We start from the raw sequence: 17258 nt of genomic DNA, 5'->3' as shown, positions 1-17258 counted from the left end.
TTTTATTAGAAGAAAAAATCCCATCATAAACCCGCAAGATTCGCTGATTAATATTGCGATTATTCCAACTATTATGATATTTATTATACTTATAAATTGTAGTTTAATAAAATTAAAGATTTTTATTTGCAAGTAAGTATGATTAATATTCAAAAAAGAGCCAACCTTATTTAGTCGCAATCTCTTCCCGTTTCAAATATAACCAATGATTACTTAAATACTAATTTGCTCCTCTGTTTTGACCGTTGTATGACTTCGCTTTATAGGACGTACACTCATCCAAAACAATAATCCGATCACAAACATCATTAAAGAAGTTGATTGAAATGCATAACGATATCCGATTGCCTCAGTCGCTGCATATTGGATAAAATAACCGAATACAATGGGTGCAATCATACTTCCTGTATTTGAAAGAGCGATGTATGTCCCTTGTGCTTTTCCGATGTTTTGGGGAGAAAAAAAGTCCATCAAGATGGCGGGTGCAAGTGAAAGAATGACATATGCAAAACCTGGGGCAAGGGTAAAGAACACCATCGAGATAACACTCGAATTTACGACACTTCCAAGATATAAACAAATAGAGGACAGCACCATCATGAAACCTGCAAGATTGATTCGCGCTTTACGAATATCTCCTGTTTTTCGATAAAGCCAATCGGATATCATGGCAAATCCAATTAGACTAATGGCAGCAAAAAGAAAAGGTAAAGACACGGCTAATTTTAACGTAGAGCCAGTAAAATGTTTCACTGTGGAAAAGTATGCTGGATACCACAATCCTTGAATAGACAATACCCAAAAGGCACAACCTGCACACAAAACAATAACAACAAAATTTTTAGAAAGAAGATGTGGAAGAAACTGACGCCAAGATACTTTAGAGAGAGCTGATGAATGCTTCTCCTCTTGATCAAATGAAGGCAACCCGATTTCTTGTGGATTGTCTTTCCCATAAAACAACCAAAAACCTAGCCAAATTAGTCCAACAACCCCCATCGCGATAAAAGCAGACCTCCACCCATATTGATCGATCAAGGAGATTAATAACGGCGCAGCAATCGCAGGTCCGATGGTTGTTCCAAACAGTACAGCGGCAAAGCCTATTCCATGTCTTTCTTTCGGGAACCACTTCCCCAATATTGCCGTTGATACAGCAGCAGCTGGACCTTCACCCGCTCCCAAGACGATTCTTGTTAACACTAGCAGAGACAGACTGGAAACAAAAGGTGTGGCAAATTGGACACTCACCCAGATCAGCGACAGCCAAGTCAACATTTTCTTCGTGTTTTTCGTATCGGCCATGCCTCCAAGTACAAGAGAGGATATCGTAAACAACCAAAAAAAGGAACTCCCAACAACTCCCCATTGTGAAGGACTTAAACTTAACTCCTTCATTAAGGGAACAGAAACCAACCCTATAATAATTTTATCAACCTGGTTGATCATACCGGAAATAACTAGAAATAATAAGATAACCCAAGAATATTTTGGAGTCCTCGGCATAAAAATCCCCCCTTATTTTTACCATTTCGGGAGTACCTTTTTCTTAACATCGGAAAAGGTACCCCCCACCTATCTCCACCATTTTTTTCTGAACCTTGAGGTGTAAAGTCTTACTTCCCTCCATTACGGGATAAAAGTAAATCTTCCGGATGTAAACCCAATTACCTCAAGTTTTCTATAACACCGCCAGCTGTTTTTTCACGTACAGGAATACCGCCGCGACCCGGTTTTCCTGTTTTCTCATCAAAAAACATTGCGAAATCCGGGGCAATTTCACGGCCATTTGGCATTGTGAGCCACAATCTTAATAAATGACGTTTTCGTTCAGGTTCTTCGTAATCCTCGTATATAGTACGCGAATGGAGAACAGTATAATTATTAACGAATTGCATATCACCAGGTTCCAACATCATATTAAAATGCATATTTTCATCATGAATGAGAGAATCCATTAAATCATAGGCTTCCAATTCAATCTTTGACAAATAGCTACCCGTTTTCTCTTGTGCCGATTCGACATATCCGCGATTATATCTGCAGCTCAATTTTCCATCGTAATAACTAAAGACCGGTGATGAATATACGGGAGATTCACCTAGTGCCTCCTCACCACGACGATCTAAAAAGAACGGACGATAGAGAACTCCCAGATATTCTGGGTACTTCTCGAGAATTTCATTGTAAACAGCTATTGAACTTACGATACTACTAAGCCCTCCAGCTTTCGCTTTACGAAGACTTAATAAACCAACGACGTCCGATCCATCTGGGTGAAAGGGAAGATGTGCATTCGTTTGGTAACCACGTACATTGGAATCATTAATGTTGAGGCCTTGATCCACAACATGTCCTAAAAGGTCACCTTTAGCGTTTTGCGTGACCGGAATGCCCATGTGAAGTCCGAGACCATAGTAAATGATGCTCGCTTCTTCATCCGTATATCTTTCCATCGGCAACCCACGGATTAATAGAAACCCCTTCCCATTCTCCAGCTCATCAACAAAATAAGAGATTTCGTCCGCGAGATCAGAAATCGGGAAATCCTCCTTGTTAAAATTAGGTGCTTGTACCCCCTTTTGTTTAACATAAAGTAAAGCACTTTCAAGAGAGGCAATCATTTTTTCGGACAAATAATAAACCCATGAATCATCTTTCGCTAGGTCACTCCCTTTCCACGCTACTGGTCCTTGAATTTTTTCCTTTAAAATAGATCCCATAAAATTATCCTCCTTGAATAAGTATCTAAAATTTCGAAATGATTAAGAATTAGAAAGAAAAAAGAGAAGCATCTCTGTCACATATACGTGATATAGCGCTTCTCTTTTTTTATGAATCTATCTTTTAAAATTGAGTCACATCGACTGGTTCAATTCCTTCAGCCGCACAGTGATCATGGTATTTTTTCAGGAATGATTCCCAGCCATCCCTAGCAATAACTTCACCATTCTCACCTAAATAGTCTAATGTTCCTTCAACGATATTAAACGTAATGACATCTTCAGTCCCTAAACCTTGAGGTGTATGTGTGGACCCAGCAGGCTCATAAACTACATCACCAGCTTTGGAGACCCAATCTTCCTCCATATATCTCCACTCTCCTTGAACCGTGTAAACAATGACCGAACCAGGATGGAAATGGGCAGGAAGTTGCATATTCGCAGGAACTTTTAATAGAGTTATAGTTTGTCCAGTCACTGGGTTGGCCTTAATCAGTTTAAACTTCGCTTCTCCAAAATAAGGAATCCATGGTAATTCTTCTGTGTTCACATTACCAGCAGACAATGCTACTATATCTTTTTGATTAATCATCTTACGTCCCCTCTTTCAATGGTTTAGTTTGTATTCACTCGCAAATTTTTAAATATTACGAATAAACTGATTTTATTATAACAATCATGATTCATTTAATAAAATTATTGTTTTTAACTTATAATTAAGTTTCATTAATATGCACCAAAAGATCTTTCAGCACGTTTCCGCTCTGATTTATCAGCATACATCTGTGCATCGGCTTGTGCAAACAACTGAGTCATTTGCCTAAGAGAGTGAGAGTGATAAGCAGAACCAAGTGATAGCTGGATAGGACGCTCGTTCTGCCTGTTATTATAATCATCGATGGTAGATGTAATTTGAATAATTAGATCGTCAACGGCTGATTCCGTTGCATCAATCATTAATAGCACAAATTCATCTCCGCTAATCCGAGCGACAATCGTCTGTTCATTGGAAAATAATACTCAGCAAACGTGACTCCAGCTAAAACACCAAAAATCCAATACTATTAAAAAGAGTTCTTCTATTTTCTTTTAAGTAAAAACCTTGGAGATGGAAGGACTTATTGCTCAGCTTCACAATAAGCGCGTTGATTGGGTATGCAGTATATGATTGACGGCATCCCCATCCCAACAGCACTTTCCAGGCCTGTTAACAAGGGCAATTCCTTACCATCAATTTCTTCATCCCAAGATATTGCATAACAAGAGTCTCCAGCGCCATTCTATTTCAGCAACTTGGCTATTTCTACTGGGTTTGAATTTGGTTTTGGAATCTCAATCATATACTCTTCACGAAGAATTGTTCTGTAAGTGTGACAAAGACGACTCAAGGCATTTTTGCGTTTCTTAGCTGAAGACAATTCGAACAGAACTCTATCTTGGAGCCTTTTCGTAAAAAATGATTTTACTATTATTCTCTCGATCTCCTTATCCATTCTAATCCCTCCACACGTCTTTTTATTTGCCATATCATTATGTACTGCAACTAAAAAAATGGCCTTCCCTTGATGAAATACTAGGAAAAGGCCACATCTTCTTGTTGTATTAAATTATACCGGCTTAAACTTACTGCAATTTCTCCACATATTCACGCACCATATCCGGTGTCACTAGCTTGCGAGTTGGAATCAATCGATGATTCGCTAACACATTAATTTTCTCCGTCACTTCATTAATGCGATCTGTTGTAAACTCCTTTCCCGCTTTGCAAAGCTCCACCACCTCTGCAATATACGTCTCACGTTGCTCGTCTAACAAGGCAAACTCTCTATATAGTTTATTTTGCTTTTCCGCATGTAATATAAGGTCTTTATGTACACTCATGATTGTTCCTCCTATGATTGGTTAACTCATTACTTCTATAGTAACAAGTTAAAAGGAAAAACTGAAGATCACAAATTGCTAATTTTCTATATTTTTAGTAAAGATAGCAGACAGTAATGTAAATTTCACTCCATTTAAAAACACAAAAAAGGCAGGCCTCTAAATTACTCCTCATAAATCATCTTCTTCGTCATGCCGCCATCAACTACTAGATTATGCCCATTGATAAAATCATTTTGCTTATCCGCTAAAAATAAGCAGGCATTGACGATATCCTGAGGCTTGCCGACGCGTCCAGATGGGTGTTGAGCATGATCCTTCTTCGACAGCTCCTCATACCCTTCTACTTGTATCCAGCCAGGGCTAACTGCATTGACCGTAATCGGTGTGTCACTAAGAGAAACGGCCAATGTGTTAGTCAGTGAAACAATCCCTCCTTTAGAAGCACCGTACGCTTCCCAATTCGCTTCATTTTGATGCCATCTTGTCGAAGCGATATTAATGATTCGGCCATAGTCTTGTCCGCTGTTGGCTTGAATAAATTCTTTCGCACAAATAAAACTGCCACGCAAGTTAACATCGATCACTGAATCAAATTCCTCAATAGAAATATCGGATATATGTTTGGAGAAAGTAGAAATAGCAGCATTATTAATGAGCACATGTACCGCTCCATATTGGGCTTTAATCTGCTCAAACGTGCGGCTAATGTTCTCCTTGATGCTCACATCTGTTTCGATAAAATCAATGCCTTCTGCCAGAAGCTTATGTTGCTTCATATCTAATGCAATCACTTGATATCCCGCTTCATGAAACCCTAGCGAAAGATGATAACCGATACCTCTCGTTCCGCCTGTGATGATGCATACTTTCGTTTTTTGCATTAATGTCAACTCTCCTTTACTACTGACTCCTTCAACTCCACTGCAACATGTTCATTCAATATAACTGTCAGCTTCTCTTTCATTTCATCCGAAGTGACGATACAGCTTGTAGAAAAGAGTTTTGTCTTAATGATCAGTTCATACCCTGCATTCACTTCTTTATCAAAGCCGTAGAACCTGTGATCCATAGTAATTGGGACGAACTGAAATGACTTGATTTTACCCCAAGGAATAAAATGATTGCCACTTAGTACTCCATCTTCAACTACCGCAAACATATTTAATAAATTATCTGAATAAGTAAACGGCAAGAAAATTAATAGAAAGAAAGACCAATCAAACCCCTTCATAAATAGTCCTAAAATAAACATAATAAGCACAAATAAAAGTACGAAAGAATATAAAATAATGCCGCCTTTTTGTTTAGAAAACGCCGGAAAACTAACAGCCCTCTCAGGATATGTTCTTAACGCCTGAAGCTCTTCATCCGTAATCGGGCACACTGCGTTCTGATTCATCTTCAGTAACACTCGAATGAACTGATAACTATAATAGCCAATTACACTGAAAAATAACGCACACAAAAATAATTTCAACTCAATCACCACTTTCCTTTGATGTTCATCACACGGTGTCAATTTCCTCTTACCTTATATACGAATCACATAGAATAAAGTTTCGATTGATTTTAAAGGGAGTTTTAAGTCACCCTTTCTTCTCCGTTTGTACAGAGCGTCCAAATCATTTTTCTAGATTAAAGTTCAATGGCATACATATAGGTATACATTGAAAATTCAGGAGGTACTTATGATTATTCATGTGGTAAAAAGAGGCGAGACATTATGGAGCATAGCTAGTCGTTATGGTGTCAGTGTTTCACAAATGATTGCCGCAAACGGACTGCCCAATCCTAATCGATTACTTATTGGTCAGTCGCTTATCATTCCTATTGCTGCTCGTCAACATACTGTTCGAGCTGGAGAAACGTTATGGCAGATTGCACAAAGATATGGAGTGACAGTCAGAGCCATTGTTCGGGCAAACCAAATTAGTAGTCCTTCTAACATCTATCCGGGAATGGTGTTAATCATTCCGCCTCGGACGTATACGGTTCAGCCCGGAGAGAATTTACGGCAAATCGCTCAACGTTATGGTGTAACTGTTCAGGAAATTATGAAAGCCAATCAAATTCAAAATCCCAATCTTATTTATACGGGGATGGTATTAGTCATTCCTTTTCCTAAGCCGATCATTGATGTAAATGCCTATACGATCAATAAGGGAGAACAAGGAGGAAGAGAAGTTCGTGAGGTTGGACAATATTTAACTTACATTTCCCCTTTTGCTTATATTATGAAAGCAGACGGCGGACTAGAGCCGATTGATGATGCCTCTATCCTTCAAGCAGCTGAAGCTAAGCGAGTCGTTCCATTAATGTGTATCACGAACTTTACAAGTGAAGACCCCGGTTCCCGTTTGGCTCATACCATTCTTTCAAGTACAGAGGTGCAAAACCGGTTATTAACCAATATCGAAAACACGATGCGGACGAAAGGATATATCGGACTAAACGTTGACTTTGAGAATGTATTCCCAGCTGATCGTGAGCTGTATAACCAATTCTTGCAGCGCGCGGTGGACCGTTTGCGTCCAAAAGGATATTCAGTTTCAACTGCACTTGCACCTAAAACAAGTTCCGATCAAAAAGGAATTTTATATGAAGCTCATGATTATGCCGCTCAAGCAAAAATCGTCGACTTCATTGTATTGATGACTTACGAATGGGGATATCGATTCGGACCTCCACAGGCGATCTCTCCCCTTAACCAAATTAAACGTGTTCTCGATTATGCCGTAACGGTGATCCCAAGAAATAAAATTTTTATGGGCTTCCAGGTATACGCTCGCGACTGGCTCCTCCCCCACGTTCAGGGTCAAGAGGCCGAAACATTTGATATGCAAGAAGCTATCCGTCGGGCCGTAAAATACAATGCCACGATTCAATATGACCGAGTAGCCCAATCTCCATTTTATCGCTATTGGGATGAAAAAGGACGTCAGCATGAAGTTTGGTTTGAAGATGCCCGTAGCGCCCAGGCAAAATTTGATTTAGCGAAGAACTACGGCTTACGGGGAATTAGTTACTGGGTACTCGGTTATCCATTCCCACAAAATTGGGTACTGCTTGAAGGGAACTTTAGAATACGGAAATTGCGTTAGGCTTATCCTGTTGGTCGTTACTAACAAGAGAAGGGGCAAAAGAGCGTTAAAAAACGACTTTTCCCCCTCTTCATCTCCATCCATAGTCTACAGCTTTGACAGTACCATTTACACCTTCTCCTATATCAACTCTAGCGCCCTCAAATACTAATTATTACCTTCTAATTAACCAATTTAATCATAGATTAATGATCACTCAACGGAAGTTCGACCCTTATTGAGATTATATTCCCTTGTAGCTCGGCGATTGTGCTACCGCCCATCTGTGCTGCTAACAGCTTAACAATCGATAATCCTAAGCCTGTTGCTTTTCTCCTTGCCTTATCAGCCGTATAAAAGCGGTCAAATAGCTGGTTTACATCTATTTCAGCAGCATCTTTTACAGGGTTACTGAATGAAATGACTGCATTCTCATTACTTTGAACTCGTACCACTACGTCACCATCGGAGTGTATGGCACAGTTGCGTATCAGATTTTGAATGATTCTGATTGTCATTTCTTTATCTATAAGAGCAAACACAGGCGGCGCTTCCTCCATACAGACTTTCAGATGATTTTCCTCAAAAATAGTGACAGAAGCGGCAACACATTCTGTGACAAGATTTGTTACATTGATTCGTTCAATATTCGATTCCGACTTGACATTAAGCAGGTAGGAATATTCAAAGAAATGTTCAATCAGATTTCCCAATTCATCCGCATGTTTCTGCGCCACTTGCAGTTTTCTTCTTTGGTCATCGGAGAGCTCGCCCTTTTCTACAAGTTGCTGATAGCCCTTGATAGCAGTGAGCGGCGTGCGTAAATCATGGGAAATATTCGCAATCAATTCCTTAAACCGCTTCTCCTCACGAATGCCTTTAAGGCGGAGGGTTTCCTCCACCTTAAGGCATTTGTTAATATTGATAGCTAAAGCATTAAGCTCTCTGTTAAGCAGTTCCAAGCTGATCGGCTGACGTGTATGTTCAGCTAGTCGTTTATCCAACTGCCGATTAATATTGCGCAATTGCAGTTGAAGAAAAACGATATACAAGGAAAGCAAAATAATAACAATAACCAAAACGCCAACCGCAATTGCCAACCTATTCACCAACCTTTCAGCTACTTAATTTCCGATTTTCTGAATACGCTGTAAGTAATAATAAGCATGACGATTATAAATACTAAACTAACAGCGATGGCCTTCACCATTTCTCCTGCCCCCGTATCCAATGTCATAAAAACATAGTCACCTTTATATGGCGTACAGGAGAAAATACGATCGAACACTGGAGAACTATCGCTTATACTCGCTAACTTCCCAATAAGAATAGAAAACCCATAATAAACAGCAACGACAAGGACGGGCTTCTTAAACACAAAAGCAAACGCTAAACAAACACTCAATTGTGCCACATATACAATCATCAAGCTGAACGTGACAGCTAACATATTCCATACCTCTGATAAAGAGAATGTACCATTATAGGACGTCAGTGTATGCAAGAAGCCGATAGCTACGGCTCCCATACTAAACTCAGAACCTGTACTAAGAGCAATCCCTGTTACAATAGCATAAGGAAGCAGAATAAACATGATGGCACAGCAGAATAAAGTTGCCTTACTAACGATGACAGCCCCTCTGCTACAGCCATTGGCAATAGCATCATGAATGATTTTATTATCGAAATCACCACAGATAAAAACACCTGCGATCACAGCTCCGAGAATGCTGATCACATTTACGTCAGAGAACATGAACCCGATTCCAGTCATGCTGTCTTCAATCTTCCCCTGCGGTATCAGATAAGCCATCATCGCCATGACCACGGCACTTACAGTTGTAATGGCAAATAAAATCTTGATGGCCCTTGATTTACGCAAGCTAAATAAATCGGCCCGAATTAAGTTAAGCATTGTGATCACCTCCTACAACAGAAAGAAAGTAGTTTTCAAGTGTATCTCCTTCGTTTGAAAGATTGGTAACGACAAGGCCATTTTCAAAGAGGACTCTCGACACTCGCTCTTTTTCGTTTAGATAATCATATAGCTTAACCGTTTTATCGGGCATTACCTTATAGTTCGTAGTGTGCAATTCCATTTCTAGAACGCTCACCAGTTTTTCCGACTCATTACAGCTAATAAGAAGATGATGTTTACAGCATTCATCCAGCTGTTCAAGGGTAAGTACCTGTTTGATTTCGCCATCATTGATAATGATATAGTCCGTCGCTACTTGATATAATTCCGGCAAATTGTGGCTAGAGATGAGAATGGTCATTTGCCGCTCCTCACTCAGTTTTTTGAGCAGATTACGGATTTCTACGACACCCACCGGATCAAGCCCATTGGTCGGCTCATCCAAAATTAAAAATTCAGGGCTGCCAAGTAGGGCGATCGCAATACCTAAACGCTGCTTCATGCCAAGTGAAAAGTTTTTCGCTTTCTTTTTCCCGGTATTTACGAGACCCACAAGCTCCAATAATTCATCTTCAACTTCCTTATTGGGAATACCTCGCATCATTCTGTGACGTGTAAGATTTTCCTTTGCAGTCATATTTGGAGTAAAACTAGGATGCTCAATCATACACCCAAGCCTTTTCCGTTCAACCTGCAAAGCTTTTTCCCCGGTATGACCGAAAAGCTCAATGTTGCCGCTTGTAGGGTAACTAAGTCCCGATACAATCTTCATTAACGTGCTTTTTCCGGCGCCGTTCCTTCCAATTAAGCCGTATATTCTACCAGCTTCTAAAGTCACCGACACATCATGCAACACATTGACACCATGATAGCTTTTCGTCAGGTTATTTATTTTCAAAACGTGTTTACGCATTTTCGTTCACCTGTCCTTTCCATCATCAAGTGTAATGCTTAAAGGTTTAGAAAAGGTTAAGAACGACAAGGAAATTGTCAAGAAAGAGATAATTTACTCTTTATGTAAGCGATAGCCTAAGCCCCATACCGTTTCAATATATTCCTCGTTTGGATTTGCTTTTTTCAACTTATTACGCAAATTGCTAATATGGGTTTTCACCGCATTGTCATCACCAAGATAGTCCTCCTGCCAAACAGATTCATAGAGGTTCGCTTTTGTAAAAACCTTGCCACCTTGTTTAAGCAGCAGTTCCAATATCATATACTCTTTTGCTGTCAGTTCAATCTCCATATCACCAACAGTAATACGCTTTGCATGATCATCTAGCGTTAAATCCTTATACTGAAACAGCTTGCTCCCCTGTATCTGCTTATGAGAACGCCGCAAATTGGACTCAACTCGTGCAACCACCTCACCCAAATCAAAAGGCTTCGTGATATAATCATCCGCACCGACCTTCAAAAGGTCTATTTTTGTGCTAACCATATCCTTTGCAGAAATGATGATAATAGGCACATCAGAAAATGACCGTACTTCTTTGAGTATCTCATCACCACTTTTATAAGGAAGCATAATATCAAGCAAAATCAAGTCATACGTATGATTTTGGATTTCACTGATACCATCTGTTCCCGTATAAATGGATTTCACCTCATAATTTGCATCAGTCAAGGCTTCTGCCAGCATAAGGTTTACATCCTCGTTATCTTCAATAATCAAGATCGTCTTCATCGCTCAAATTCCTCCTGGTTTTTCATCTAGTCTCTTCATGCCTAGTTATAAAAAGTTTCAGCAAACAAATCCGTCTCCTTTTAAACGTTTAATCACTAGCATTATTTTACCATTTAATAAAAATCAGATAATACTATTTAATTACATTAGGGTGAGGTCTTAAAAATCTCTAAACAAAATATTAGTGTTCATTGTTCCAATGGTCGCTTTCAAACTCGTAAAATAGAAAAAAAGGGCGACACCAAAAAGTCGTTTTTCAACTACTTTTTAGTGTCACCCTCTTTCTTCACTGTTACATCTTTTATTAATTATCTTTAAGTTCATAGCGCACAGACTCCACATGCCCTGAGTGCTTACAGTCGATCATTCATGACAAGAGTAGTGGTAACCGCCTAATGGTTCTTCCATTTATTTCAACGGCTAAAATGTTCCTGTGGACATTTTAGCCGTTGAAATAGCTTTCTTCTCACCTTACTTAGCTTTGCAAACTCCCCTTTAACCAAGGTCGAGGTCGATAGGGACCGATTGGGATTTCGATTAGGCTGGTGTTTCCTTGTTGATCCATCTTGTATATTTCATCACACAATTCCGCATCAAACCCAAGTAGTGGATGTCCTCCCATCTCAAGGGCTGACGCTACTAACAGTAATCGTTGCACGAGCATTCCCGCTTCCATTTGTTGAATACGATATCCTCTGTACCCCAATTCCGATATTAAGTGATCTTTATCTCCTGTCACATGAAAGCAAAGTGGCACTTGGAATAAATTCACATTACCTATAGACATTCCGGATTGTAAATGGAGTCGATGATCACCGATATCTACCTGTCGTAACGCATGATCAGCGCTATCATAATGATAAGCACCATCTGGAATACCTTCAACATTATTCAAACATACAGACAGTGAAACACGGGACTCTTGCACCTTATGTGCTTCATCCAAATCATTTCGATACAAGTACGCAGACGTTGCTTCCTGTAGCAGAGTGGCCAACTGCGATTGACTAATCTCCCCAAGAATAAAATCTATATCCGGTGAAAATCGCTTATGACAAACCGACGCTAGATCATACGATAATCGCTTCATACGAGGGAGAGTTACCACTTGACTCGCACCATTCAACTTTTCCCTTTCCTTTATTTGCCGAAATAATTGAGTTGATTCTAGTATAGACGCTTCATTCATCTTCGTTAACATCGGAAACGTTTTGATTCGCTGTGATCGGACGTAGTGATTATTTTGAATAGCTTCCAACTCTCGACATAGTTCGCTAGCAGAAACAAGCTCATCTCTACCTCCCCTGTTAGTCAACCAAATCATAGGTTCCACTGTTAGCGGGATAACTGCATACACACTCTCCTCTTCTCCATTTAGTCCAAGTAGATGGTTGATCGCCCGATCGAGATATTGGAAGTACACCCCCGAAACAAAACCAAACCGTTTGGCTACTTCCAGTAATTGTCCAATCAGCACACCAGCATCCAACCCTTGCAAACGGTAGGCAAAGTTATTGTATTTATAGAAGTTTTTCCAAAACATTGTTGACACAAAAACCGTACCAAAACAAGCTGACAAATCACAGCGATTGCCAAGAGACTTGGCTATATATGAATCAAAGTTACCTTCTCTCAACAATATCAAGCGATGGTGTGCCACATCATAATGGTATATCCCATTAGGCAAATCCTCCACCTTTAGATACACGTACAATTCGTTTGGATACAGCGCCCCACCAGAAGGAGCGAACCGCCGATACGACTGCATGAGTTCCGACCCTTGATTTGTGCTAGGAAAGACTGACTGGGACATTTGAGTAAGGCCAAATACATACCAGAGAAAATGACTGATTCTCCGAGTGTTAGGCTTTTTTGGTGCTTCCCATTCTTCAAGCGTAAGTGGTACTTCCAGAGATAATGGAAATACAGGCAAACCACGGTAGAGCTTATACGGAAGCGGTGCGTCTTCCCAATCCACTTCCCAGTCCGTTGGGCTTACCTTGTCAACGTCAAAATGTAGATTGTGCAGAAATGTCTCTAGATCCATCCTCCTACCCTCCTAGCTACTGCTTATGGAAACGGATGTGGATGTGGATTGAGCTGTTCAAGTGTCAGCGGTTGCTTCGAATATCCAAGTTCCATTGGTACCAGTAGCACCCTCTCCAGTCCCGTTACTCTCGTAAGATGATGTCCGAATGTCATTGGCAACATCCCAGGAATTAGCACTTTCACGCAATATAGTCCGTTTCGTCTCGTTTCTGATGTCGACTGATCCACCACAATCACATCGAGATTCAATTGACGAAACTTCTGAAGAATATCCTTCAGATCATCGGTCAGATCTGCATGCGTCGACTTCCACTTGAATTCCTCATCAAACGATCGCAACGGACGATTATCGTCTAGCAAAAACTGCAGGCGCTTTTGCGCTTGCGGCAAACCGTACAACATCCCATGATCGTCCATCTTCTGCACTAAGGAAGGATCTTGCAGCATTCGCACAAACTCTTCTTGGTTCGTCTCTAATTTCTCATCAAGGGTAAGCATCATAGCAGCTAACTCATGAATCGTGCTTTTCACCGCCCGTACTGGATCAAGATGAGCTCCAGCAGCACAGATGATATTCAACCCCTTTTTCTTCCTGTTTTTTGCTATCGCCCAAACACTTGGAATTCCGTGCTCCATTGTCGAGTTATAAAAATACAGATCATATCCCCCCACTACCCGTACACGGTCAATCATCAACTGCAATTCTTGATCGTTAGCCGTATAAGGATCAAGACGAGGTAGGGGCAGTTTTGCGTACCAAGTCATCAGAAACGAATCACGTTCCACCACTTCCAAAATACCATAGAAAATGGCTTCCTCTAGACTCCCTCCTAATGCGCATCCGTTAGAAGTTTCATAGACAAATCCTTTTCCGCACCCCAAGCTGTAATAGGCAAGCAACTCTGGAACCAAAATTGGACGATCTTCCAAAAGCGAATAGCCCCATACCCAGTTCATCGGGCGATCAGGATTAAACTGTTCAAATGGAAAATCGGACCGTGCATACTGTTCCTTCGCGTGCACTCCTACTTTAATAGGATTGAGGGCTCGATCTTTCAGGTTATTAAAACTATTATGGACAACTGTCCGTTTCCCACGAGGGGATATACCGCAAGACCGCTCCAATCCCTCCAAAATAGCAGTTAACTCGCTTATCGCATATGAATGAGTCCGCCCTGCTACTCCCTCGTCCCCTGAGAATAATGGCAAATTTACACCTACATCAGCAAAAGGCGGTACAAGGTCATACATTTTCCCATTCAAAACGCCCGTCCGATGATCCAGATAGTCTTTAACTAGAACTTTATTTAGATCATCCATCGAACGGTAGCGGTAACTTCCTTCAATCTTAGGACTTGATGTTAATGAAATTCGGGCCGCGGCTGGTGAGTCGTCAGGTATTTCACTACAAACTGGACATAGTGGATCCGGCAGAAAAGTATGCCATGAACTCTTTAGTGTTTTCAGATTGATTAAATATACCCGTCCTTCCGAGTATGCCTCATCACCTTGCAATATCCTCTGTACCTCTGCACTAAGTAGGTAGGCCATTTGCAAAAGCCCCATGCTCGATGCCCACGCATCACGCGGCACTCCTCCGTCCTTAGCTAGCATCTGTTGCATTTCCCACATCTCTTTACGGTCGTTTCCTGCCATGAGAAGTCGCATATCCGCGCATTGAGAGCACCCCGGTGTATCTGAGCAAACTAGTGGTCCAACCAAGCCTTCTCCAAATGAAATAAAGCCTCGTAGCCAACGGATGCCGGCTGGACGTAACACCTCTTCCGCTTTTCGATGAACAGAAGGTTTCCAGGCATCGTGCAATACTAGAACTAAATCAGTCTCTTCAGGTACCCCTGCCTCGAAATCAATATGACGAACTACATGATATTGGGCTGACAATTCTCCACACACGTAGTCAGCTAACATTCCTTCTCCGACAATCACTACGACTGCACTCACAGGGATTCCTCCTCACGTAGCAATATACCGTACACACCTACCAGTTCCTTTTTCAAAAATGGTTCCAATGTTAGTTCAACAACAAAGAGTTTCTTGCAGTTCCTTTCCAAGACTTGCATAGCGGACTGCAAGACCTCGGACTGAGGTATTTCTTCACTCGGATGGATGACTAGGCTTTGTGGCTCTTTTTCTACTAGATACACAGACGAATCCGCCATTGCTTGTGTCGTTTGATTTTTTCCATTCATAAGCGCCTGGTGTAACGCTTTTTGCAATGCCATAGTTGTACTCAAACCTACACTGCTATACCAACGATCATTCGTACCGACCCATACCACAGGGAAACCGGACACTTCCTTTCCCAAGCCTATGATTGGTGTACCCTGTATCGTAGTCAGTGCCTGTAAATAATACCGGCAACGTTCATCTTCTACATCACTTAACTGCATCCGAAAGACAACATTCTTCTGATCAACCAGCTGTTTTTGTTTGCTCCATTCCTCTGTTAGACACTTTTGCAAGCCACGGCAAACACCTTCTGCAATTGTTTCTCCCGCTCCGACACCAACAAATTCCTCATATTTTACACTCCCCTCTAGTTTCTGAGGCATAAGGAGCACTTCGATCATTCGCGACATATATGCTTCAATTCCAGATAGACCTGCTTTTTTCCGTGCCTTCTCATGTGTAAGTTCTGTACAGACAATGCTTGGTAACAGCTCTGCAGGTCCCTCCGACAAAGGATCAACTACCTGAACGCGACACTGTGCTAATGGTAACTGCCTTAAATTCTCTTCCTCTAAAATATGAAAAATACCGGATTCCGCTGATGTCAACTGACTAAAGTATAGTAGCAACTCGCCCGATTCCCCACTGCTCGAATTCTGTTTGAGCTGCAAATCAAAGTCTGGAATCCATTCTGCCTTAGCACGTCCGGTTACTAACGGATGAGGCATGAACGAATGCCAGTTTCCTTCCATCGTATCTAGATTAAGCATAAAGAATTGATTCATCTGATCTGATTCAGAAACTCTCGTAATGTTTTTAAATAACTCAAACACGATTACATTGGCCAACATCGCTCCTGCAGTGGAAGAGAAACTGTTTAATTGATCTCCATTACCAAACACAGATTGATGTATGCTGCGCCATGCAGACTCCCAACATCCTTCAGAGTCTGGATGAACTAAAGGACCTGCCATCCCCACTTGTTTTAGAAATACAGCTGGGATAAATAGTTTTTTCTCTTCCCTACAAATTTTATGAAGAGCTCGTAGTTCTTCTACATCACCATCCTGCGACACATACAAGATTGATTCAAACGAATGCACAATCTCCTGCCAAGAACTTCCCCCCTCCTTTTTCAGGATGACCTCCTCTACTGCTATCTCGGGGTCCGTTTTACGTGCATGTACTACAATTTCTTCTAACCGTTGCCGATTTGTCGGTACTGAGTCTGTTATCAACACGTGGAACTTAGGCAATCCAGATTCAATCAATGAAGAAACCAACGAGACAAAAAATGGACCAGAGCCGATCGCCAACACTTTAGTCTGACGATAGGATTGAAAACGATATGCACCTGAATCAATCGAATTTTCTAAAAATTCAATTTGAGAAGCATACTTTTTAAGAATCTGATCCCCCAATTCATGTGGACGATCTTGACTGACATCCCGAACAAACCCGTTTTTATAAAGAACTTCGGCAATTTCATACACCCGATCTCGATATGGACTCGGCAATCCGTTTGTCAAATTCCCCAACGTGTACTCACCATTGAACATGGGTATCAGCTTGTTAACCCATTGATCTATCGTACTGCCTTTCATATGAAACGAACTTACATTATTTCGAAAATACACACCGCTGTTTGGATCAGGGAGAAAAAAAGTATCTCTTTTCACTTTCAGACGCATAGAAGGGTTCAAATTTGTCATTCCGCTCCTCCTTCT

At 40.9% G+C, this 17258-nt stretch carries 16 protein-coding genes; 1 reads left to right on the top strand and 15 read right to left on the bottom strand.

Going from position 1 to position 17258, the window contains the following annotated elements:
- Positions 1-213: 213 nt before the first annotated feature.
- From WDJ61_RS03080 to WDJ61_RS03045, 8 genes are all read right to left on the bottom strand, one after another.
- Positions 214-1506 carry an MFS transporter gene (locus WDJ61_RS03080; protein ID WP_338753061.1) on the bottom strand — a complete coding sequence of 431 codons (1293 nt, stop codon included), beginning with the start codon at positions 1504-1506 and terminating at the stop codon, positions 214-216.
- Between the two features lie 161 nt (positions 1507-1667).
- Entirely contained in the window at positions 1668-2723 is a 1056-nt protein-coding gene (locus WDJ61_RS03075; protein ID WP_338753059.1) for a TauD/TfdA family dioxygenase, read from the bottom strand.
- A gap of 124 nt (positions 2724-2847) precedes the next feature.
- Positions 2848-3315, bottom strand: coding sequence for a 2,4'-dihydroxyacetophenone dioxygenase family protein (locus WDJ61_RS03070; protein WP_338753058.1), 468 nt, complete (start codon positions 3313-3315; stop codon positions 2848-2850).
- 134 nt (positions 3316-3449) lie between these two features.
- Positions 3450-3719 carry a GGDEF domain-containing protein gene (locus tag WDJ61_RS03065; protein ID WP_338754677.1) on the bottom strand — a complete coding sequence of 90 codons (270 nt, stop codon included), beginning with the start codon at positions 3717-3719 and terminating at the stop codon, positions 3450-3452.
- Positions 3720-4003: 284 nt separating this feature from the next.
- Positions 4004-4216: a hypothetical protein gene (locus WDJ61_RS03060; RefSeq protein ID WP_338753057.1), complete on the bottom strand. Its 213-nt coding sequence runs from the start codon at positions 4214-4216 to the stop codon at positions 4004-4006.
- Positions 4217-4346: 130 nt separating this feature from the next.
- A complete protein-coding gene (locus WDJ61_RS03055; RefSeq protein ID WP_338753055.1) occupies positions 4347-4604 on the bottom strand; it encodes a DUF2533 family protein in 258 nt (85 codons plus the stop codon).
- Between the two features lie 164 nt (positions 4605-4768).
- The gene (locus WDJ61_RS03050; protein WP_338753054.1) at positions 4769-5488 is read right to left on the bottom strand and encodes an SDR family NAD(P)-dependent oxidoreductase; all 720 of its coding nucleotides are present in this window, start codon (positions 5486-5488) and stop codon (positions 4769-4771) included.
- A 5-nt stretch (positions 5489-5493) separates the two neighbouring features.
- Positions 5494-6084: a hypothetical protein gene (locus tag WDJ61_RS03045; protein WP_338753053.1), complete on the bottom strand. Its 591-nt coding sequence runs from the start codon at positions 6082-6084 to the stop codon at positions 5494-5496.
- A gap of 211 nt (positions 6085-6295) precedes the next feature.
- On the opposite strand from WDJ61_RS03045, the gene WDJ61_RS03040 reads away from it, so the two are divergent.
- A complete protein-coding gene (locus WDJ61_RS03040) occupies positions 6296-7708 on the top strand; it encodes a LysM peptidoglycan-binding domain-containing protein (protein ID WP_338753051.1) in 1413 nt (470 codons plus the stop codon).
- Between the two features lie 185 nt (positions 7709-7893).
- On the opposite strand, the gene WDJ61_RS03035 is transcribed toward WDJ61_RS03040, so the two are convergent.
- The 7 genes from WDJ61_RS03035 to WDJ61_RS03005 form a co-directional block, all read right to left on the bottom strand.
- Positions 7894-8796: a sensor histidine kinase gene (locus tag WDJ61_RS03035; protein ID WP_413789047.1), complete on the bottom strand. Its 903-nt coding sequence runs from the start codon at positions 8794-8796 to the stop codon at positions 7894-7896.
- Positions 8797-8807: 11 nt separating this feature from the next.
- Positions 8808-9602: an ABC transporter permease gene (locus WDJ61_RS03030; RefSeq protein ID WP_338753047.1), complete on the bottom strand. Its 795-nt coding sequence runs from the start codon at positions 9600-9602 to the stop codon at positions 8808-8810.
- Positions 9595-10518: an ABC transporter ATP-binding protein gene (locus tag WDJ61_RS03025; protein WP_338753045.1), complete on the bottom strand. Its 924-nt coding sequence runs from the start codon at positions 10516-10518 to the stop codon at positions 9595-9597. Before WDJ61_RS03025 ends, WDJ61_RS03030 begins: the two co-directional genes overlap by 8 nt.
- Before the next feature lie 93 nt (positions 10519-10611).
- Entirely contained in the window at positions 10612-11292 is a 681-nt protein-coding gene (locus tag WDJ61_RS03020) for a response regulator transcription factor (protein WP_338753043.1), read from the bottom strand.
- 475 nt (positions 11293-11767) lie between these two features.
- Positions 11768-13339, bottom strand: coding sequence for a SagB family peptide dehydrogenase (locus tag WDJ61_RS03015; RefSeq protein WP_338753041.1), 1572 nt, complete (start codon positions 13337-13339; stop codon positions 11768-11770).
- A 23-nt stretch (positions 13340-13362) separates the two neighbouring features.
- Positions 13363-15303 carry a TOMM precursor leader peptide-binding protein gene (locus WDJ61_RS03010; RefSeq protein WP_338753039.1) on the bottom strand — a complete coding sequence of 647 codons (1941 nt, stop codon included), beginning with the start codon at positions 15301-15303 and terminating at the stop codon, positions 13363-13365.
- Positions 15300-17243 carry a putative thiazole-containing bacteriocin maturation protein gene (locus WDJ61_RS03005; RefSeq protein ID WP_338753037.1) on the bottom strand — a complete coding sequence of 648 codons (1944 nt, stop codon included), beginning with the start codon at positions 17241-17243 and terminating at the stop codon, positions 15300-15302. Before WDJ61_RS03005 ends, WDJ61_RS03010 begins: the two co-directional genes overlap by 4 nt.
- Positions 17244-17258 lie beyond the last annotated feature (15 nt).

This window comes from Bacillus sp. FJAT-52991 (assembly GCF_037201805.1).
GTDB lineage: Bacteria > Bacillota > Bacilli > Bacillales > Domibacillaceae > Bacillus_CE > Bacillus_CE kandeliae.
This window is presented reverse-complemented; position numbering and strand designations above follow the sequence as displayed.